Here is a 20,868-nt window from a genome sequence, read left to right on the forward strand (position 1 = left end):
TGATTGCGGCGAGCCGGCCATCCCCAAGCCTTCCGCGCGAGCGCTCCCAGGCTACAGGGTGGGATTTGGAAAGGCACGGCGGGCAGGGCTTGCGTCGTTCCGGCCCCGAGAACAGCGGAACGGTGCAGGCAGGGAGCTGCAGTGTCGCTCCTGGGCTGCATCCGGGGCTCTGCGGAACCGTCGCAGGCCGTTCCACGCTGGTTCCGGATGGCCCGAAACTTGCTCTTTCGCAGGGCATGACCAACAAGCGCGCCCGGGGATCCAGCTGGATCCGAAAGTCCGGAAGAGCACTCCTCGGCATCGGTGCGACGAGCCTGCTCCTGGCATCGGCCTACATGGGCCTCACCTCCGGCCTCGGACCGCAGGACGGCGACCTGCCTTCCCATCTGAATGCGGTCCCCGTCGAGCGCGGCATCCTCCGAGAGCTGGTCATCGCCAACGGAAGTCTCGAGCCCAGTGCACGGGTCGTCGTTCAGTCCGAGATTCCGGGCATCGTTGCCCTGGTGCATGTCGACAACGGAGATCGGGTCGAGCCCGGTCAGCCCCTCGTCGAACTCGATCGTGAGCGCCTCGAAGATCGAGTGGCGGAGTTGGAAGCCGCCCTCGCAGAACGCCGCGCCCGGGCTCGGGTCGATCTGGTTGGCCGAGCGGAGATCGAGCTTCGAAAGGCACAGCGCGACCACGAGCGGGTGGAGGGGCTCCATGGGCAAGGCATCGCCTCCCGCGAGACGCTGGAACTCGAGGAGTATCGCGCGGCGCTTGCCGAGATCAGCCTGGGTGATGCCCATGCCGAGAAGGCCGCGCGTCACGCCTCGGTTCGCGAAGCGGAGAACTCGCTCCGTCGGATGCGTCGAGATGTCGAGAAGTCGATCATTCGTTCGCCGATCGGCGGGGTCGTCGTGCGGCGCCATGTCGAGGTGGGAACCGCCGTCGCCGATCTCCAGAACGGCGGAACCGTGGTCGTCACCCTTGCCGACGACCGTCGCCTGCACGTGCTGGCCGAAGTCGACGAGAATGACGTTGCTGCCGTGCGGGTCGGCCAACGGGTCGAAGTGCGGATCGACGCCTTCCCCGACGAACCCATGGATGGTCAGGTCCGCAAGGTGTCGTCCGCAGGGCAAGCCGAAGGAACGGTTTCGAGCTTCGAGGTGGAGATCGAGCTGAGCCACGACCCACGGGCGCGGGTGGGTATGTCGGCCGACACCAGGATCCAGGTCGGTCGCCACGCGGACGTGCTGCTCGTGCCCAACAACGCGATCGATCGCGATGGCGACGGGCCGCGTGTCCGTCGTGGCGCAGGGGAGGGCGGCGGCGCGGAATGGGTGCGCATCGACGAAGGTGCCAGCGACGGCTTCCACACGGTGGTGCAGGGGGGCCTCGAAGAGGGAGACATGGTCTTGCTCGAGGTTCTCGGGAGCGCCGGATGAGCTTGTTGGCCCTGGGCGGCGTGCGCAAGCGGTTCGCACTCGGAGAGCAGGAAGTCGAGATCCTCCGGGGCGTCGACGTCGAAGTCCGGGAAGGCGAGTTCGTCGCGATCATGGGCCCATCTGGTTCGGGTAAGACGACCTGCCTCGAGATCCTGGGCGCACTCTCGCGTCCGACGGAGGGCAGTGTCCTGTTCGAGGGTGAGCCCGTGGAGGAGTGGAGCGACGACGAGCTGGCCGATCTTCGCGCCCACCGCCTCGGCTTCGTGTTCCAGACCTTCAACCTGATGCCGCGGATGAGCGCTCTCCGAAATGCAGCCCTGCCCCTGCTGTACGCGGGTGTGCCCCGCGCCGAGCGGGAGGATCGGGCACGCGTCCTTCTCGAGCGTGTCGGGCTGGGCCATCGGCTCGACCATCGGCCGGCCCAGCTTTCCGGCGGCGAGCGCCAGCGGGTCGCGATCGCCCGGGCCCTCGTGAACGAGCCTCGCGTCGTCCTCGCAGACGAGCCCACCGGAAACCTGGACGAGGCCACCAGCGAAGAGATCTTGTCGCTCTTCGAGGAATTGAACGCAGAGGGGCGCACCTTGGTCGTCGTCACGCATAGCGACGATGTAGCAGGCCGAGCGGGCCGGGTGATCCGCTTGCGCGATGGCCGCGTGACCGGACCATCTGCATGAGGTCGGGACGCTCCCGGCGATCGCGATCCGGTTCCCGTCGTCGTCGGGCCCTGCGGCTTCTCCCGGTGCTGCTCGAGGATGCCGCGCTGGAGCTTCGCGATAGCTGGCGCCGGCACCTGCTCACCTTCGTGGGCCTCGTCTGGGGCAGTGCCAGCGTGGTGCTGCTGCTCGCCGTGGGCACGGGTTTCATGGCATTCCTGGATCTCGGCGTCGACAAGACCGGATCCCGTTGGACGACCGTCGATGGGGAATACACGACCGCCGAGAATGGTGGCCTCCGTCCAGGCCGCCCCGTGCGGCTCGAGGATGAGGACGTGCTGCGGATTCGCGCCGCGAGCCCGCGCATTGCTCTGGCGGCTGGGGAGATCATCGCGTCCACCACCGCCGAGACCCATTCCAAGACAAGGGCAACGGTGGTTTCCGCAGGGCACCCGGAGCTGGCCGTGATCCGGAATCACCAGATCGCACGGGGTCGCTACCTCGATGTGCGCGACGAAGCCGAGGCGCAACAGGTCGCGGTTCTCGGCGCCGTTCTTGCCCGGGTCCTCTTTCCCCGCGGCGATGTGTTGGGCCAGCCGGTGCGCATCTCCGGGAGCACCTTCCTGGTCGTCGGCGTACTCGAGGAGAAAGGCTTCCAGTTCATGACGAACAGGGACCTTCACGACAACATGGCGTTCGTCCCACTCTCGGCCGGTCAGCGGGTCTTTGCCCGGGGCGACGAAATCGACCATGTCTTCGTCGAGCCTCTGCGCATCTCCGACGCTTCGCTCCTGGAGCGCGATATCCGGCGTGCGCTCGCGCCCCGCCATCGGCTCGTTTCCGGCGACGACGAGGCGCTCCGCTTCGAGAGCGTGCCCGACATCATCGGCGGGATCCGCAACGTCTTCGTCGCCCTCGAGCTGCTCCTGGGAGTCGTTGGGACGCTCACCCTGGCTCTCTCCGGGGTTGGCGTGGCAAATCTGATGGTCGCGCTCGTCAACGGCAGGCGCCGCGAGCTCGCCATGCGCCGCGCCTGCGGAGCGCGGCGGAGTGATCTGCTCTTGCAGATCGTGGCCGAGACTTTCGCGATCGTCATTGGTGGTGGAGTTGCGGGAATCGTCCTTGCCATCGGGATCTGCTTCGTCATTGCTCTCCTGCCGCTTCCGCCAGCCGTCCCGGATCCAGTGATCTCCCCGGCCGTGTTGGTAACGACGGCGTTCATCCTCTCGTTGGTCGGGCTGGGGGCCGCCATCGGCCCGGCCAGGTTGGCGGGGAGAGTCGATCCCTCTGCCGCGTTGCGCGTCTCATGAGAGAACGCTGGCGAATGGCCTTCGAAGCCGTGGTCGAGTATCCGGGTCGCGTGGTGGCTTCCTCTCTCGGTGTCTTCTGGGGGACGGCCGCCGTGATCGTGCTCCTTTCCTGGGGCGCCGGCTTCCAGGCCTACATGCATCGCGAGCTTGGAAGCTTCGGGCAGAGCCTGGTGATGATGTATCCAGCGGCGACTTCATCCGGGTTTCCGGGCTTCCGCAAGGGTCAACCGGTTCGGGTCTCTCGGCAGGATGCCGCTGCGGTCGAGAGAAACGCGTCGCATCGCATCGAGGCCGTGCTTGCCCAGCAGATGTCTCGCGGCCGGGTGCTCGTCGAAGCGGGGCCGAGGACGCGTCGTCTCGATCTGACGGGTGTGGATCATCGCTGGGCGGGATATCGGAACTTCCAGATGGGGCATGGTCGCTTCTTCGATCGCGCCGACGTAGCCCGTCGCCGACCCGTGGCGATCCTCGGTCACGATGCGGCCCGCGATCTCTTCGGCAGTCCCGGCGCCGCCATCGGCGCAATCCTACGGGTGGACGGTCATCCCTTTCGTGTCCTCGGTGTCGCTGCGATGAAGGGCCGGCAGTACATGAACACGAACCGGCCGGACAACCGCATGCTGATGATCCCGATCACCACGGCGGAGAGCGCCCTGGGCTACGACGACGAGGCGGTGGGCAATCTGCTGGTCTATCCGCGGCCAGGCGTCGGGACGGACGAAGCGGTCGAAGCCGTTTTGCACATTCTAGGCCCTCGCGCTGGTTTCCACGCCGAGGACGAGGATGCCTTCAAGTGGTTCGATCTGGCCCAATTCCTCGACCTGATCGATCTCTTCCACGCCGGATTCTCGGGCTTCATCGGTCTGGCGGGCCTGATCACCTTGTTGATCGGCGCCGTCGGCATCGCGAACTACCACCTGGCCATCCTCGCGGAGCGAACGATGGAGGTGGCGGTTGCCAAGGCGGTTGGCGCCAAAGATCGTTGGCTCGTGCGGCAGACCCTGCTCGAAAGTGTCCTCGTCTCGGGTGCGGCGACGCTCGGCGGGGTGCTCCTCGGCCTCGGCCTGTGTGCCGCTCTGGTCCAGTGGACTCCGCCAGCCCTCCCGAAACCGATCCTCTCCGGCTCGGTCGTCGCCGTGACGGCTGTCGCGATCCTGGGCGTCGCGGTCGTCTCCGCGATCCTCCCCGCACGCCGAATTCGCGAGATCGATACCGCGGCCGCTCTGCGTTCGGATCTCTGAGGGAGCACGTTCTGGGCTGGTGTGCTGGCCTCATCGCACCGGAATTCGTTCCGGGCGCAGCGCTACGTCTCGCGCGAATTCGGGGACATCGCTCTATTCACTCATTCCCCTTCCGCTTCCACGACGAGGGCAGCTCGCGAAAGCTCGGCGGGTAGTCGAGCAACGCGAGCACCGCCGTGTAGGTGGCATGGATTTCGTGGTTGAGGCCCGGCTCGCCCCAGCTTCCGTCCTCGTGCTGAAAGGCGAGCAGGCGCTCGGTCATTGCCAGTGCGTCCTCGTTCTCGGGCAGGCGGACAAGCTTGCGCGCAGCCATGATCTCGGCTTGGAGATCCAGGAAGGCGCGACGCTCCGGCACGCTCTCCGATAGGTAGCGCCGAAGCGCGGCACCGAGAATCTCGATCTCAAGCTCGTAGTCGGCCGCGTCCAGGTAACCGGAGAACTCGCCCGATGCCCCGAAGAAGACGTGCGTCACGCCGTACATGAATTGGATGTCGACAAGCAGCTTCTTGGAATCCCCGTTCTGCCAGCGCGACTGGATACCCTGCCTTACGGCGTCCACGCTGAGCTGCGTCTCGATCCCGAGCTTCGCGAACTGATGAAGCAGCACGACCCGCTGCGTGGACTCCAACCGTCTCCAAAGCGTCGGCTCGTGGCGGCGCAGCAGCGCTTGGAGCTGTCTCGTCGGACCTTCCCAGGGCTCGCCCATTTGCTTCCTGCGCACGAGTTCGGCCACCACGGGGCGAAGCCTCAGGAGTCGGAGTAGCTTCGGGTCGTCGAGGTCGGGCGGGAGCTCCAAGATCGGTCTCCGCGACGCATTCTCTCCGATGACCCCTGTCAAGGCCACCAGATCCCCATCTGGGAGGACCTTGTACAGGCTGGGGAAAATGACATACGCCCACTCGTGCGGCATCTGATCGTGATTGGCGATCAGCCACTCGACTCCGCGCTGTGCCGCAGCCGCACGGCGCACCTCGAGCGTTTCGGGCGCACAGCCTTCGAGCACTCCGACTGCACCGAGGACCACCACCAGTACGATTCCGGTGACTGCGGTGCGGAGTGTCCCTACGCCTCGCCCGGGGCCTGGTCCGCCTGAGTCACCTACCGGGCCGAGACATCCGCGTCGGAGGGGCCTGCAAGCGTCAGGCTTCTGCATGGAGGTCTTCCCAGAGGATTGGAGCGAAGTTTCCGGCGGTGGGTTGGCCGGCCGGCGTCCAGTTGACCCTCCGAGCGGACCGTACCAGACGCCCTATGTCAATTCCAGAGTCAGGTCGCTTCCCTGTCCGTTTCAGATACGCGGAACCTCCTTCGCTGCTTTCACCCTCCGACCGACTGTGCGAACGAGTCTCCATTGGAACGCCAACTCGGCGCTGTGCTCCTCGGCCTTCGCGGTGACGGCTGTCGGGATCCTCGGCGTCGCGCCCCGGCGGCCAGACCGGCCCACGTAGCGTACCGTCGGGACAACCGCAGGAGGTCACCGATGGCAGAGACACTGGAAGCAGGCCGAGAGTTCGAGTTGAAGCGCGAAGTGACGCCGGAGCTGACAGCCGATCGATACGGCAATCCCGGAGCGTTCGTATTCGCGACGCCGATGCTGGTGGGGCTGCTCGAAGAGGCGGCGATCCGCTGTGTCGCGGAGGCGCTCGAGCCGGATGCTGCGACCGTCGGCACCCGTGTCGATGTCGAGCACAAGGCCGCCACACCCGTCGGCCTGACGGTCACTGCGCGAGCGCGTTTGATCGAAGTCGATCGACGGCGTCTGGTATTCGAGGTGGAGGCGCACGACGACCGCGAGCTGATCGCCACTGGCACCCACGAACGCTTCGTCCTGAAATCGCTCAGCAAGTTCCTGGAGAGCGCCGCCCAGAAGGCGAGCTGATCACTACAGCGCCAATGGGCGAGTCGACCGGGGCCCTTCTTCGATCCGTCCTGAGATCAAGGGCTCCAGTCGGGCTCGAGGATTCCGGCGAGGGCTTCGACGAGAGACGCATTGGGATACGGCTTGCGAAGGAAGGCCGTCGCGGGCTCGCGGATGAGGCCTTCGGCCGCGCGCTCTTCCTCGTAGCCGCTGCTCAGGAGGACGGGAAGAGATGGCCACCGCTCGCGAAGACGGATGTAGGTCTCGCTCCCGCTGAGTCCCGGCATGGTCATGTCGAGGACGACACCGTCCAGGCCGGTGACCGCAGCGGCTCTTTCGAGCGCCTTTTCCCCGTCGGAAGCCTCTTCCACGAAGCAGCCACGGCTCTCGAGGACGCGGCGCACGAAGCTGCGGATCGCGGCTTCGTCGTCGACGACGAGGATGCGACGCCCGGCGAGGAATGGCAGATCGTCCTCACGCCCGGCGTCCCGCACCCTGTCCATCGAGGCGGGCAGGAAGAGCCGGAAGCACGACCCGCGCCCGAGGTCCGAATCGACGCTGAAGCCCCCGCCGTGGCTGCGCGCGATACCGAGCGCCGCGGCAAGCCCCAGCCCGCGGCCCTGGGGTTTCGTCGTGAAGAACGGATCGAAGACGTGAATCTGGTCCTCCTCCGCGATGCCGGCACCTGTATCTCGCACTTCGATGCACACGAAGGTCGCCGCCGGTCGGCTCTCGGGCGGCTCGAGCTGCCCCGCAGCGGCCCTGTCGAGCACCTCCATGCTCGTGCGGACGGAGATCTGGCCCCCGGAATCTGGCAGCGCCTCTCCCGCATTCAGGAGCAGGTTCATGACGATCTGCTGTAGCTGGGCTGCGTCGCCCCGGACCGTCGACTGCGCGGGATGCAAATCGCAAGTGAGCGAGGCCGAGGCGGGAAGAGAGGCCTCAACCAGCGCCAGGGTTGCACGCACCAACTCGTTCACGTCCAGCGGCTCGTCATCGAGGCGACTACCGCCCGCGTAGGAGAGGAGTTGCCCGGTCAGAAGTGCGGCCCTCTCTGCCGCCGTGATGACCTCCGCGAGATCGCCCTGCGCCGCCGAAGATTCCGGGAGATCACGGCGGGCGAACTCGGCATGCCCCAGGATGATCAACAGGAGGTTGTTGAAGTCGTGGGCGACGCCGCCGGCCATCCGCCCGAGGCTCTCGAGGTTCTGGGTCTTCAGGAGCGTCTCCTGCAGTCGCTCCTTTTCGGCCACCTCCAACTCGAGGGTCTCGATGCTCCGCTCGAGTTCCAACTGCCGGTTCTCGTTGTCCAGCTGCAGGGCGCCCAGCCGGTCCATGTAGAGCCGTCGCCAGATGTGGATCACGATGGCAAGGACCCCGCTCGTCGTGAGCATGATGGCGGACTGCGCCCACTCCTCTGCCGACTCGCTCCTCGCGACGGTGGTGGCGACGACAGCAACCACCCCCGCGCCCAACGCGCCGAGGAAGATGGACGAGGTCAGGAAGAAGGAGCCGCCGATGAGCACGAGAGCAAGGGCGTGAAGGTATTGGGGCTCCGGAAAGAGGAAGAGATAGATCGCGGTGTTCGCGAGCGTCGCAATGCCCAGGCCGAGCACGCAGGCATCCACGCTGGGTTGACGGGGTGGCTGGCGAATCCATCGGAAGCCGATACCCATCAGGACCGCTGCCGTCAGGGCGGCGGCGCCGCAGATCCACCAGGACGCGGGCGCGTCCACGGTCCGGCTGTGGATCCAGACCAATGCGGCGTACCAGGCGCCGATGGCAAGCGCGGCCGCGCCGAGGGCGGAGCGAACCGAGGACACCATTGCCGGGACCTGCATGGCGTTAGCATACGGCTCTGGGAATCCATTGCCGCAAAGATGTCCGGCAGTCGATGCTTCGGATTCGAGAGCAGCGACGTCCCCAAGGACCTGCTCCCACGGGCAGGGAACTCCCCTTGCCGAGGAGGCCCCTGCGGCGGAGCAGGCGCTACGATTGGCCCGCCCCATGGAAAGCCCCACGATACCCGCCAACGTCTTCACGCCCGGCCGACTCGGCCCGCTGGCGCTGCGCAACCGCGTGGTCAAATGCGGTACGAACGAGGGCAAGGCAAGGGCCGGGCTCGTGACCGATCGCTTGATCGACTGGCATCGGGAGTTCGCCGCCGGCGGGGTCGGGATGTCGACGTTGGCCTACTGCTCGGTGTCGGCGGAGGGGCGGACGTTCGGGGATCAGATCTGGATGCGTGACGAGGCGGTGCCGGGGCTCCGGCGCTTCGCCGATGCCATGCATGCCGATGGGACCAAGGCCTCGATCCAGCTCGGACACGCGGGCTGGTTCGCGCATCCGCGGGCAACGGGGAAGAAGCCTGTCGGCCCCTCGGCGACTTTCAGCCCTCACGCCCTGCGTTTCGCACGTGCAATGAGCGAGACCGACTTCGAGCGCATGACCGGGGAGTACGGGCGGGCCACACAGTTGGCCGCGAGCGCGGGCTTCGACGCCGTGGAGATCCATCTCGGGCACGGCTATCTGCTGAGCCAGTTTCTCAGCCCGTTCAACAACCGGCGCTCCGATCAGTGGGGCGGCAGTATCGAGAATCGCGCCCGCTTCCCGCGTCAGGTGCTGAACGCGGTGCGCGAAGCCGCGGGGCCGGACGTCGCGGTGTATCCGAAGCTCAACATGGACGACGGCTTCCGCGGCGGGCTCACGCTTGAAGAAGGGATCGAGGTCGCGCGGATGATCGAGTCGGACGGCAGTGTCGACGCGTTGCAGCTCACGGGCGGGCATACGACCCAGACTCCGATGTATCTCATGCGCGGCGGGGTTCCGTTGCGCGAGATGATTCGTGGCGAGCGCGACTGGGTGCGGAAGTTCGGTATGGCGGTGTTCGGCAGAAAGCTGATTCGCGGCTATCCCTTCGAAGAGGCGTTCTTCCTGGAGAAGGCGCGACGCTTCAAGCAGGCCGTTCGGCTCCCGATCATGTTACTCGGCGGTGTCACGACCCTCGAGACCATGAACAATGCCATCGCCGAAGGCTTCGACTTCGTCGCGCTCGGGCGGGCGCTGATCTGCGAGCCCGATCTCGTCGAGAGCATGCGCTCGGGCCGAGCACTCGGATCGGCGTGCGACCACTGCAACCAGTGCATCGCCGAGATGGAACGCGAGGGCGGTGTGCGCTGCGTCCTGCACGATCAGCAGGGCTCGAAGCCGGTGCAGCCGAGCAGATAGAGGACGACATGGCGAAGGATCGAGGACCGGGGGATGGCGCCGGCCGCACGGATTTCACGCCGCACTTCGACGCTGTGAAGACCACCGGCGCCGATGCCTGGGAGCAGAAGCGTCGGCTCGCCCAGGCGATGCGGCTGGTGATCGAGCGACTGGTCCCGAGCAACGCCCCGGCGGATGAGCTGCGAATCGCCGCCGAGCGCCTCGAGGCATACGCCGAGGCGTTGAAGGCACATCCCCGACTGCTGCGGCAGCACGGACACGGTGAGTCGGCGAACTCCGGCGATGTCGGCGCCTTCTTCGATCAGAGCCCGCTCATCGGCCTCGCAAACCCGCTGGCGCCGCCGATCACCATCGGCAAGACGGGCGAGCGCACTGCGGCGGCCACTGTGACCTTCGGCTCCGCCTACGAGGGGCCGCCCGGCTCGGTCCACGGTGGCTACATCGCCGCGGCCTTCGACGAGGTGCTGGGTTTCGTCCAGTCGCTCTCCGGCAAGGGCGGTTTCACCGGGACGCTCACCATCAAGTACCGCAAGCCGACACCTCTCCACCAGGAGCTCTACTTCGAGGCGGGTATCAGCCGCATCGACGGCAAGAAGATCTTTGCCGAAGGGCGGCTCTATGCGGGCGATGTCTTGTGTGCCGAAGCCGAGGGAATCTTCATCAGTATCGACGAGGCCAGGATGGTCGAGCTGATGAAGCGGCGTGAGGCGTACGAAGCCCGCCACTCGCAATCGGGAGAGTGAGCGCCGCGTTGCCATTTCGCTTCCTGCGGGAAGCCCTGGCCTTCGATGGCTCGAGTCCGAGTTCTTCGAGTACGGTTCGCGGCGGCCACGTCCGGCAAGCCGCGAATGCGCCATTGTACTCGCTCGGATACCGCACCTAGACTGCTTCAGGGGGTCCACCGAGATGCTTCGTGTGTTGCGCTGGCTGCTATCCGGTCTGCTCGGACTGCTCGTCGTCGGCTTTGCAGTGCTGATGATCGGGGCCCGGGTCGGGCTCGACGGGGAGCGGCGCCATTCCGCGCACACCGCAGCCCTCCCCGTGGCGTCGCCGAGCAGTGACGACGGATTGGTCCGGGTTCGTGCGGGCGAGTTCGAGTTCCGCGCTCGGGTCGCCGGTCTCTCCAACACGGGACCGCCACTGATCCTCCTTCACGGCTTTCCTGAGACCTCGGCGATGTGGAAGTCGCTTCTCCAGGAGGCAGCGTCTCTCGGCTATCGCGTCGTTGCGTTCGATCAACGCGGATACAGTCCCGGCGCGCGCCCGCAGAACGTCGAGGACTACCTCATCCCCAAGTTGGTCCGGGACGTGATCGATGTTGCCGATGCCTTCGGCTTCGAGCGCTTTCATCTCGTCGGGCATGATTGGGGTGCGGTCGTCGGCTGGTCGACTGTGGGCCAGCACCCGGACCGCATCCGATCCTGGACTGCGCTTTCGATCCCCCACTCCGGCGTCTTCGTGAAGGCCATGGAGAGGGATCTGCCGGCGTACATCGACGTCTTCAATCTCCGATTCCTCGCGGATGCGGTGTTCACCTTCAACGGCCTCGCACTTCTGGATCGCACCGTCTTCTCGGCGCTTCCCGAAGGCGACGAGTACCTGGCCGTGCTCTCCGAACCCGGGGCGCTCTCCGCCGCGATCCACTGGTACCGGGCGCTGCGTCCGAGCATTCCAGCGGCAGCCGACATCCCGCTGGAGATCGATCTGCCCGTTCTCTTCATCGGTGGGGATCAGGACTATTGGCCGAATCGCCCCGAGCGTGCGCAACAAGCCGCCTTCATGAAGGGTCCTTTCACGGAACTGGATCTGGATGCCGGCCACTATCTCATGGCGGAACAGCCGGATGTCGTGATCGAGGCCGTCATCGCCCACCTCGGCCGAGTCGATGCGGGGCCGGCTCCGGGCCCCTGAACCGCCGTCCACTCCGGTCGCTGAAAGCTCCTGGAGTCCGTTGTGGTCCCATCGCCGGAATTCCAATTGCACGGCAGGTCCGCACTTCGGTCCCTACACGACTACATCGGCGTGTATCGCTGCGAACCCCGTCAACGCGCAACGTCGGGGGCGACGATCGTTCTCACGAGTGAGGACGAATGGTATACGGCAACAGACCAGGTGCTGTCTCGATCGGTAGTTCGACCTCCCGACCGGCAAGGACGTGCAGACGCCCCGTGGAATGTCCACGCCATGGCGAGACAACCACGATGCTCTCTTTCCGGAGTAGGCGACTGGGTGCTAGCCTTTCCGCATGGGCATAGGCCGAGCGTTTCGCGGTAGTGGCTGGAGTGTGCTCGTGTTGTTAGGTGGGTTGGTGCTCACGATCTGGGCTGCTTCCCTGGTCCGGCAGCTCGAAAACCAGCGACTCGCTTTTGATTTCAAGGTCGCAGCGAGCGACCGTGTCGCGGCCGTGCGGCACCAGTTCGAAGAGCAGAAGAAGCTGCTCGAATCCGTCGCGGCGCTCTGGAGCGCGGTCGAGGAGATCGATCGCGTGGCGTTTCGGGGCTTCGTCGAGCGTCTGATCCAGCACGGGCCGCGGCTCAAGGCAATCGGCTACGCGCCGCGCGTCGAGGCAGGCGGGCGGGCCGCCTTCGAGCGTGCCGCACGCACGCAGGGCCTGGCTGGATTTCGAATCACCGAGGCCGACACCGAAGGTCGTATGGTCGCAGCGCAGCCCCGCTCCGACTACTACCCCGTCTTCTACCTCGAACCGGTCAGCGACAACGAGGCCGCCCTGGGCTTCGACCTGGCCTCGCACTCCGTACGTCGAGAAGCCCTCGAGCGCGCCCGAGACAGCGGTCGCATACAGGCGTCTCGGCGGATCCACCTCGTGCAGGACCGTGAGGATCGAGTGCGCATCCTGATGGCAGCGCCGATCTATCGCCGAGATGCCAACACCGACGATGTGACTTCACGGCGCGCGAATCTGGTTGGCTTCGCGACGCAGGTGTTCTGGATCGACGAGGTCATCGAAAGTGGCCTGGCCCAGCTCATGCCGGGCGGCGTCGATCTGGACCTTCTCGACCCCTCGGAGCCGGTCACGAACCGCATTGTGTACCGGCATCTTTCGCAGACCCGGTCGCCGGAGGCGGCGCCTGCCGAAGGCGTCTCGGGCCGCGGCGCAGGAGCCGCGGCACTTCTCTGGCCTGGTCTCGCCCGTGAGTTCGAGTTTGGAGGTCGTCGCTGGATACTCGAAAGCCGCCCCTCCCCCGAGTTCCTGAAGGCCCATCGCGGGCCATTGCCCGGGGTGGCCCTGGCCGCGGGCCTGCTGCTCACCGTAGGGCTCACGTCCTATCTCGCGTCCATGGTGAAGCGCAGCAAGGAGATCCGCGAGGCGAATGCCGCCTTGGAGGCAGAAGTCGAGGAGCGCCTGCGCAGCGAATCCGAGCTGCGCCTTGGCGAGGAACGCTTCCGCGGCGTCATCGAGAACATGCCCGTGCTGATGATGGCCTTCGACGAGCAGTGGAACGTGATCGCCTGGAATCGCGAGTGCCAGCGCGTGAGCGGCTATTCAGCGAACGAGATCGAGCACAACCCCGCAGCGATCGACTTGCTCTCGGCGCCCGAGGCTCGTGGAACGCTCATCGAGGAGTGGCGGGCTCGCACCCAGGATAGCGACCGCGAATGGCAGTTGAGGTCTCGCGACGGCGAGGTGCACACGATCTCGTGGTCGAACATCTCCGACGACTTCCCAGTTCCGGGTTGGCACAGCTGGGGAGTGGGTGTGGACGTCACCCGGCGCAAGCAGGCCGAGGCAGAGCGCGAAGATCTACAGCGCCAGATGCTCCAGACCCAGAAACTCGAGAGCCTCGGCATCCTCGCCGGCGGCATCGCCCACGACTTCAACAACCTGCTGACATCCATACTCGGAAATACGGCGGAGGCACTGCGCGAGCTTTCGGAAACGAGCCAGGTACGGCCCTTTCTCGCACAGATCCAACTAGCGAGCGAGCGCGCCGCCATGCTGACGAGGCAAATGCTCGCTTACACTGGAAGAGGCAGCTTCGAGCGCCAGCCGGTAGATCTCTCCGAGCACGTGCGGGAGATCGCGGGTCTGCTGAGCACAGCGGTGACTCGCAAGACGACGCTGCGGCTCGATCTGGCAGAGGGATTGCCCGCCGTCGAGGCCGACCCGAGCGCGCTGCAGCAGCTGGTGATGAACCTCGCAATCAACGCCGCAGAGTCCTCGGGCGACGGGCCCGGCGTCGTCGAGATCCGCTCTGGCATCGCAGAATTCGGACCGGGCGAGTCTCGAGGCCTTGTGGTCGCCGTCGATCTGGCCCCCGGTGAATATGTGACACTCGAGGTCGAAGACACCGGGATGGGGATGTCGGAAGCTACCGTCGCGCGAATCTTCGATCCCTTCTTCACCACCAAGTTCACGGGGCGGGGCCTCGGCCTCGCGGCTGTGCTGGGCATCGTGCGTAGCCACCGCGGCGGCATCGCGGTCGATACTCAGCCAGGGCATGGTTCGACCTTTCGGATCTACTTGCCCGCCTCGGCACACGCGACCCAGCAGCCAATCGCGGTCGAGGCCCACGACGATCCAGGTCAAGGGCTGGTACTGCTCGTCGACGACGAAGCCATGATCCGCAGCATGGCGCGCCGCGGCCTCGAGAGGCGTGGCTACCGGGTGTATTGCGCCGAGGGAGGCGCGGAGGCTCTTCGCATCTTCGCCAACTGTGCGGATGAAATCGATTGCGTCGTGCTCGACATGACCATGCCTGAGATGGACGGCGCTGCGACCCTTGGCGCACTGCGCAAGATCCGCGGCGACGTCCCCGTGCTGCTGATGAGCGGCTATAGCGAGGCCGAGACGTTAGACCGGTTCGTCGAGCCGATTGCCGGCTTCATACCAAAGCCCTTCACCGCTGCCACGCTCGCGGCGGCTGTCGCGCGGGTGCTGAAAAGCAAGGATCACCACTAGAGGACGAGCGCTGCTCCCGCTCCCACGGCTTCGATCCCACCGACGCCTTGGTGAGTTGGAAGGTCGTGTTGAACACCGCACTGGATGACCCGTCGTCGGGTCGAGCCGCACCACGGTCCGGGCCGTTTCCGACCCGGTCCGAGGCGCGGCGCGCCCGAGTGCGGACGATCCCCAAGTGGCCCTTCTCGCTGCTAGGGGCCGATCGGTCCCGTTTTCTTGATCTGCTCCAGGTAGTCGTTGTCCCACTCGCCCTCGACGTTCACGTGGGCGGCGGCGCCCTTCAGCACGGCGTCGATCAGGTTGTGGTTCAGGTACACGTAGAGACCCGGCTGGACGAACTTGTAGAGCGCGGCGCCGGCGGAGCCACCGGCGATGAACCACGTCTCGAGGTCCGTCTGGGGCGGATCGGAGAAGGAGCCGCTGGCCCATACGTAATCGCCGTGGCCGCCGATCAGGTGGGGACGGGTGTCGCGGTTCGCCTGGGAGTGGAGGAAGAGCACCGTCTCCCCCACCTTGGCCGTGAGCGAGCTCTCACCCGTGAGCGCGCCAACTGCGCCATTGAAGACGACGTGGCTGGGCTCGTTGGTCTTCATCACCTCGAGCGTCTCGGGCATCGCTGCGGCCGGACCGTCGTACTCCTTGTACCTGCCGTCGATGCCCTTGGCGACGTAGAAGTCCTGCTCACCGATGTAGTAGGCCTTGTCGTAGCGCAGCGGCTTTCCGGAGCGATCCTTGAGGCCTTCGCGAGGCAGCACCATGATGGCGCCGTTCATTCCTGCGACCACGTGGTAGGGGATCATCGCGCCACCGGGCGCGCAGTGGTAGACGAACACTCCGACCTTGGTGGCCTTGAAGCGGATCGTGGCTTCCTGGCCAGGGTTCACCAGTGTCATGCCCGCACCGCCCAGGGCGCCGGTCACGGCGTGCAGATCGATGTTATGGCTCATGATGTTCGAAGAAGTACCCTCCCAACCCTCGCCCCCGGTGATCTCGCCGGCAGGGTTCACGAGTGTGAGCTCCACGTAGTCGCCCTCGTGCACCACGATCATCGGCCCGGGAACGCTGCCCTGGAAGGTCAGGGCGTTGAGCTTGGTGCCCGCACCGTCGATCACCAACTCCCGCTCGACCACTTCGAGCCGGACCTCGACGATCACCGGATCGCCCTTCGCCACCTGGTCGTGCTTCGGCAGGAAAGGCGGCTTCACCATCACCTGATTCACCCGTCGCAGACCCTCGGCCTTCGAGGGCTTGTCCGCCGCAGCCGGGCCGACACCCACCACGAACGCAAGCGCCACGAGCACTGCGAGTCGAGTCATCGAGATTCTTCTCATCCCTTTTTTCCCTCCGTGCCCTGATGTGCTCCATGGTTGGCGGGATCGTGTGGGCACGGTGCCCCGCCGGAACGGCACTTCGCATCGAGCGGAGCATTCGGGCTTCCCCCATCGGCAGGCGGGGCGTGTGCGGGCTCCTCGAGGAGCGCCAACACCGCCGCCTGCATCTCTTCCAGGGGTGAGCCGGTGAAGAACAGGGCTCGTGTGCGGCCCTGCTTGTCCAGCAGGTAGATCTGCTGGGAGTGCGAATACAGGTAGGCGCTCTTCACCGGTGTATGGGTCCGGTTGTGCTCGTTGCTGAGTTCCACGCCGTGGCTCCGGCTGTGGTCGACCATGAAGAGCTTTGCCAGCGCGTCTGCCTGCTCGCGCGTTCCAGTCAGCCCGATGAAGCGCGAATCGAACTGGGCCAGGTATGCGCGCAGGTGCTCCGGTGTATCGTTCTCCGGGTCTACCGTTGCCAGCAACACCTGCACGTCGTCGGCCCCCGCTCCGAGGCGCTTCATCAGGGTGTGAAGGTGAGAGAGCGTGGCGGGGCAGACGTCCTGACAACTCGTATAGCCGAAGAACAGCAGCACGCTCTTGCCACGAAATTCCGAGAGGGTGACGTCGCGGCCGAGGCTGCTAGGCGCAGAGAACTCGCCACCGACCCCGTCGTGGACGGCCAGCATCGGGGTGTCCTCGGCGAGAGCGCCCGTGACCCAGAGCGACGTTGCGAAGACGGTCGTCAGGTACAGGGATTTCCAGCGCATGGCGCCACTCCAATCAGTAACAGGTGATCTGCGGGCCTGTTCCGGGAAAGGCGAGCAGTGGACGCTCCTCGATGCGGAGGATCACAGGCTCGTCGCTCGGGAGCATGCGCAGGAACCAGGTGTGCTCACGGCGAGCGACGTGGGGTGAGCCGCCGCCATCCCGTGTATGGCGGTCAAAGCGGAAGTGCGCGCGATAGAGGTGATCGCCGGCAGAAACGATGCGAACCGGGTCGATCCGGTACTCGCGCTCGGGGTGCTCCTGCAGTAGATGGGCGTGCCAGGCGTGCAGGTCTTCCGGAGTCCGAATCGTGCCGCCGACCAGATCGATCTCGAACGGAGGATCGGCCAGATGGCTCTCGAACGCCGTTTCTCCGGACGCACGCACTTCGAGAAGGGCGAACCATGTGTGCACCAGGGTTTCGATACGTTGCTCCGGAGCGCGCGCTGCCTTCACCGGGTGTGGGCGGACTGCACGGGTGCCCCCGGATGCAAGACAGCCCGATAGGCCTGGGAGCAAGCAAAGCAGGAGCAGGCTGGCCAAGGGCAGCTCGCGTGCTGGAGCGGGGCGTTGCATGGGTGGGCTTCTCTGCTCCGCACGCTGAGAGCTTCTGGCGTCTACCTTGGTCACTTTGCAGGAATTCCAATCGACGGAGAGGCCCTTTGCCCTAATATGGCACATCGGTGTGGCGCCGGGGTCAGTCAAACGACCGATGCCGCATCTCGGGCTCACGAACTATCCACTGCGGAGCCCGTGGTGGCGCTTGGCCCTCCGCCGCGAGATCCGCTCGAGCTGAGGCTCGGCCGATCGCTGGCCACAGGTAGAACCATGATCCTCTCCCAAACAGCTGAATACGCCCTCAGGGCGATGGCATGGCTGGCGATCATGCCGACGGGAGAGCCGATGCGCGTGAAGGATCTGTCGATCGCGACGGGTATCCCGAGCCACTACCTCTCGAAGGTGATGCGGCGCCTGGTGCTGGCCGGCCTGCTGACCTCGCAGAAGGGGCAGGGCGGCGGCTTCCTGCTCTCGAAGGCACCCGACGAGATCCCTTTCATCGACATCCTGACAGCGGTGGACGCCTACTCGACGGATGGACGCTGCGCCTTCGGTTGGGGGAAGTGCGACGCGGCTTATCCCTGTCCACTCCACGGCTCATGGAGCCGGCTGAACGAACAACTCCGGTCCTGGGCCGAGGGCACCACCCTGGCTGACATCGCGAAAGACGGGGTCGAGAACCGGGACCTCAGGGTGGCGAGGGCGGCGCGCTAGACCCAGCGGAGCAACCGGCTCCAATCGCAGCCATGCGGTAGCACGGGTGTGCACCACTCGCGGGTTGCCGCTGAAGGCGGCCGAGCCGCATACGAAGGAGCCGTGCCCGCTCGGCCTCCCGTGCGCGGTCCTCGAGAGGAAAAGCGAGCAGAAACAGCGAAATCGGGCCGCTCGCGAGGGCCTGCTGCGGGCCGCCAGATGTCGGCGTCTCCAGCCCTTACGGGTCTTTTCGCCGCATGTCCATGGGAGAGGCGTCCTCTTCCCTGGAGGAGCCAAGATCTGGCCAGGCGTTGGGCATGACGGACTCGTCAAGTTTTTTCAACCAAGTTGGTTGGCACCCGTCATATGACGTACGCGGAGCGCCTTGAGGTGATTGTAGGCTCCGCGCTTGTAGGGACCACAAGTCGATAAAGAGATCTCTAGGTCGATAGATCAGACAGGAGTCTAGGATGAGCCAACAGGGCCGGAACCTCGCTCAGATCCTCCAGGACAAGAACACCTGGTGGGTGCATTTCTTGATCGTTGCCGCGATCTGCGCTGCGGGATTGATCTATCTCGGCACGCAGACCTACGTGGGCGCACCGCCGCTGGAGTCTTACAAGACGGCCAGCGGGGAGACGGTGATCTCGCGTGAGCAGATCAAACACGGGCAGGAGGTGTTCCACCTCAGGGGCCTGATGGGTTACGGCTCGTTCTGGGGCGACGGAGCGGAACGTGGGCCGGACTTCACTGCGGATGCTCTGCACCGGACGGTTGTCTCGATGCGGTCGTTCTATGAAGCCGAGTTGGGCGGTACTGTCAGCCAGTACGACAAGGATGCGATCGAGGCGCGGGTTCGCCGAGAGATTCATACGAACACCTGGGACGAGAGCGCCGGTCATATCCTCATCAGCGATGCCCAGACCAAGGCGTTCGAGGATCTGGTTGTTCATTTCACGGCGATGTTCAACGATCCGACGTATGAAGAATCCTTTGAGCCGGCTGGCTTCATCTCCGACCCCGACGATCTTCGGGATCTGTCCGCCTTCTTCTTCTGGGGCGGTTGGGTCTCCGGGGCGAATCGACCGGGTGAGATCTACAGCTACACGCACAACTGGCCGTATGATCCCGACGCTGGCAACACGGCCACGAGCCAGACCTGGATCTGGAGTTTCATTTCGATCTTTGGACTGTTCCTGGGAATCCTGGCGGTCCTGTACGTGTACGGGCAATTCAAGGAGCAAGGGGATCCGTTCGCGGGGAACGGGACGTCGCTGACCACGAACGACCTGGAGGAGGGACGCGTACGTGCCACGCAGCGGGCCACGTACAAGTTCTTCGTGTTCTCGATCATCCTGTTCGGGTGTCAGGTCCTGGCCGGTGTGTTCGCCTCGATGGACTTCGTGCGTCCGTTCGGGTTCTCTCTCGGGGACATCATTCCGTTCACGGTGTTGCGCAGCTATCACACACTGTTCCAGATCTATTGGTTCTTCATGGCATGGGTCGGTTATACGATCTTCTTCCTGCCCCGGATCTCGAGGGTTCCGGACGGGCAGCTAGCCCTGATCAACGGGCTGTTTGCGCTGTGTATCGTCACAGGTGTGGGCGCGCTGGTGGGCATCTATGCCGGCCAGACGGGCATGATCACCGGTGCGACCGCGTACTGGTTCGGGAGCCAGGGCTGGGAGTTCATGGAGATCGGTCGAGCCTTCCAGTACACGCTGCTGACCTCGTTCGCTCTCTGGATCTACATCATCTTCCGCGCCGTGAGGCCGTGGCTGACGACCAAGAACATCTGGTCCGTTCCCGCGTGGCTGCTCTACGGCAGTGGGATCATGGTCGCGTTCTTGTTCTTCGGGCTGATGATTTCGCCGGAGCAGAACTTTGCGGTTTCGGACTACTGGCGCTGGATGGTCGTGCACATGTGGGTGGAGGTCACCTTCGAGGTGTTCACGACGGTGATCGTCGGGTACATCCTGGTGCAGATGGGCCTCATCTCACGGATGATGGCTGAGCGGGTCATCTTCCTGGCCGTGATGATGTTCCTGGTCACCGCGACGCTCGGCATTTCGCACAACTTCTACTGGATCGCGAAGCCGACGGGAATCATCGCCGTGGGAGGCGTCTTCTCGACACTTCAGGTGCTGCCGCTGCTCTTGCTGACACTCGATGCCTGGCGAGGAAAGTCGGAAGCGGGTCGGGCCCAGAAGCATGTGGTCGCAGGAAGACAGGCCTTCTTGATGGAAGGCGTCTGGCTGTTCATCCTGGCCGTCAACTTCTGGAACATCTTTGGAGCGGGAGTATTTGGCTCGCTCATCAACCTTCCCATCGTCAACTACTACGAGCACGGCACCTACATGACGGGCAACCATGCTCATGCCGCCATGTTCGGGGTGAAGGGAAACATCGCCCTCGGCGGGATGCTGTTCTGCATTCAGCATCTGATCCGGAAAGAAGCCTGGAACGAGCAGTTGGTCAAGCGAGCCTTCTGGTCGCTGCAGCTTGGATTGGCGTTGATGATGTTCCTCGATCTGTTCCCGGTCGGGATGTACCAGCTCATGATCGTGGTCCAGGAAGGGCTCTGGTTCGCCCGCTCCCAGGAGATCCTGACCGGAAGCGTGTGGAAGGTCCTGACCTACTTCCGCTCGATCGGAGGGACCCTGTTCATCGTGGGTGGCGTGTTGCCTCTGATCTACTTCTTCCTGAAGAGCGGCCTCGAGCTCAAAGCCGAAGCGGATTCGGACGAAGGCGAGTGGACCGTCTACGAGAAGGATTGGGCGGCCTGAGCCTCATCCCGAACTCCGGTCCAACCCGCGGGGTGTGGGGTGGACGGTACCGGGAGGAATGGACGAGCGGCTCCGCCGGCTCCCAGGGGAGTCGGCGGAGCCGACGGTCGGCAGGGTC

Annotated in this window: 16 protein-coding genes; 11 read left to right on the plus strand and 5 right to left on the minus strand. The window is 65.2% G+C overall.

All coding sequences use genetic code 11. The annotated features are described in order from the left end of the window. Window positions 1-89: 89 nt before the first annotated feature. From GY937_01905 to GY937_01920, 4 genes are all read left to right on the plus strand, one after another. Window positions 90-1,427 (plus strand): efflux RND transporter periplasmic adaptor subunit, encoded by a 1,338-nt coding sequence (locus GY937_01905; GenBank protein ID MCP5055458.1) that lies wholly within the window; start codon window positions 90-92, stop codon window positions 1,425-1,427. Then, on the plus strand, window positions 1,424-2,101 hold the full coding sequence (locus GY937_01910) for an ABC transporter ATP-binding protein (GenBank protein ID MCP5055459.1): 678 nt from the start codon (window positions 1,424-1,426) through the stop codon (window positions 2,099-2,101). The genes GY937_01905 and GY937_01910 overlap by 4 nt, the downstream gene beginning before the upstream one ends. A 65-nt stretch (window positions 2,102-2,166) precedes the next feature. Continuing rightward, on the plus strand, window positions 2,167-3,390 hold the full coding sequence (locus GY937_01915) for an ABC transporter permease (GenBank protein ID MCP5055460.1): 1,224 nt from the start codon (window positions 2,167-2,169) through the stop codon (window positions 3,388-3,390). A gap of 14 nt (window positions 3,391-3,404) precedes the next feature. Then, window positions 3,405-4,631, plus strand: a complete 1,227-nt coding sequence (locus tag GY937_01920) for an ABC transporter permease (GenBank protein MCP5055461.1) — start codon at window positions 3,405-3,407, stop codon at window positions 4,629-4,631. 97 nt (window positions 4,632-4,728) lie between these two features. Here GY937_01920 and GY937_01925 read toward each other — a convergent pair whose 3' ends face one another. Continuing rightward, a complete protein-coding gene (locus GY937_01925; protein ID MCP5055462.1) occupies window positions 4,729-5,784 on the minus strand; it encodes a hypothetical protein in 1,056 nt (351 codons plus the stop codon). 324 nt (window positions 5,785-6,108) lie between these two features. Here GY937_01925 and GY937_01930 point away from each other — a divergent pair, with 324 nt between their 5' ends. Beyond that, a complete protein-coding gene (locus GY937_01930) occupies window positions 6,109-6,507 on the plus strand; it encodes a thioesterase family protein (protein ID MCP5055463.1) in 399 nt (132 codons plus the stop codon). Between the two features lie 56 nt (window positions 6,508-6,563). On the opposite strand, the gene GY937_01935 is transcribed toward GY937_01930, so the two are convergent. Then, the gene (locus GY937_01935) at window positions 6,564-8,327 is read right to left on the minus strand and encodes a response regulator (GenBank protein MCP5055464.1); all 1,764 of its coding nucleotides are present in this window, start codon (window positions 8,325-8,327) and stop codon (window positions 6,564-6,566) included. Window positions 8,328-8,493: 166 nt separating this feature from the next. Here GY937_01935 and GY937_01940 point away from each other — a divergent pair, with 166 nt between their 5' ends. The 4 genes from GY937_01940 (at window position 8,494) to GY937_01955 (ending at window position 14,635) form a co-directional block, all read left to right on the plus strand. Then, window positions 8,494-9,714 carry an NADH:flavin oxidoreductase gene (locus GY937_01940; protein MCP5055465.1) on the plus strand — a complete coding sequence of 407 codons (1,221 nt, stop codon included), beginning with the start codon at window positions 8,494-8,496 and terminating at the stop codon, window positions 9,712-9,714. Between the two features lie 8 nt (window positions 9,715-9,722). Continuing rightward, window positions 9,723-10,457 carry a PaaI family thioesterase gene (locus GY937_01945; GenBank protein MCP5055466.1) on the plus strand — a complete coding sequence of 245 codons (735 nt, stop codon included), beginning with the start codon at window positions 9,723-9,725 and terminating at the stop codon, window positions 10,455-10,457. A 163-nt stretch (window positions 10,458-10,620) separates the two neighbouring features. Beyond that, complete coding sequence (locus GY937_01950; protein MCP5055467.1) at window positions 10,621-11,625, plus strand: alpha/beta hydrolase; 1,005 nt, start codon at window positions 10,621-10,623, stop codon at window positions 11,623-11,625. Window positions 11,626-11,959: 334 nt separating this feature from the next. Then, window positions 11,960-14,635 (plus strand): response regulator, encoded by a 2,676-nt coding sequence (locus GY937_01955; GenBank protein MCP5055468.1) that lies wholly within the window; start codon window positions 11,960-11,962, stop codon window positions 14,633-14,635. A gap of 191 nt (window positions 14,636-14,826) precedes the next feature. Here GY937_01955 and nirK read toward each other — a convergent pair whose 3' ends face one another. From nirK to GY937_01970, 3 genes are read right to left on the minus strand one after another with little or no spacing between them, the layout of a single operon-like run. Beyond that, the gene (gene nirK, locus GY937_01960; GenBank protein ID MCP5055469.1) at window positions 14,827-15,966 is read right to left on the minus strand and encodes a nitrite reductase, copper-containing; all 1,140 of its coding nucleotides are present in this window, start codon (window positions 15,964-15,966) and stop codon (window positions 14,827-14,829) included. Then, entirely contained in the window at window positions 15,963-16,715 is a 753-nt protein-coding gene (locus tag GY937_01965) for an SCO family protein (protein MCP5055470.1), read from the minus strand. Before GY937_01965 ends, nirK begins: the two co-directional genes overlap by 4 nt. Window positions 16,716-16,728: 13 nt before the next feature. Then, window positions 16,729-17,289 carry a hypothetical protein gene (locus tag GY937_01970; GenBank protein MCP5055471.1) on the minus strand — a complete coding sequence of 187 codons (561 nt, stop codon included), beginning with the start codon at window positions 17,287-17,289 and terminating at the stop codon, window positions 16,729-16,731. Between the two features lie 252 nt (window positions 17,290-17,541). Between GY937_01970 and GY937_01975 the strand changes: the two genes are divergently transcribed. Both GY937_01975 and GY937_01980 read left to right on the plus strand, forming a co-directional pair. Beyond that, a complete protein-coding gene (locus tag GY937_01975) occupies window positions 17,542-17,985 on the plus strand; it encodes an Rrf2 family transcriptional regulator (GenBank protein ID MCP5055472.1) in 444 nt (147 codons plus the stop codon). Window positions 17,986-18,434: 449 nt separating this feature from the next. Next, a complete protein-coding gene (locus tag GY937_01980; protein ID MCP5055473.1) occupies window positions 18,435-20,750 on the plus strand; it encodes a nitric-oxide reductase in 2,316 nt (771 codons plus the stop codon). Window positions 20,751-20,868: the final 118 nt, after the last annotated feature.

It is taken from the genome of bacterium, assembly GCA_024228115.1.
GTDB lineage: Bacteria > Myxococcota_A > UBA9160 > UBA9160 > UBA6930.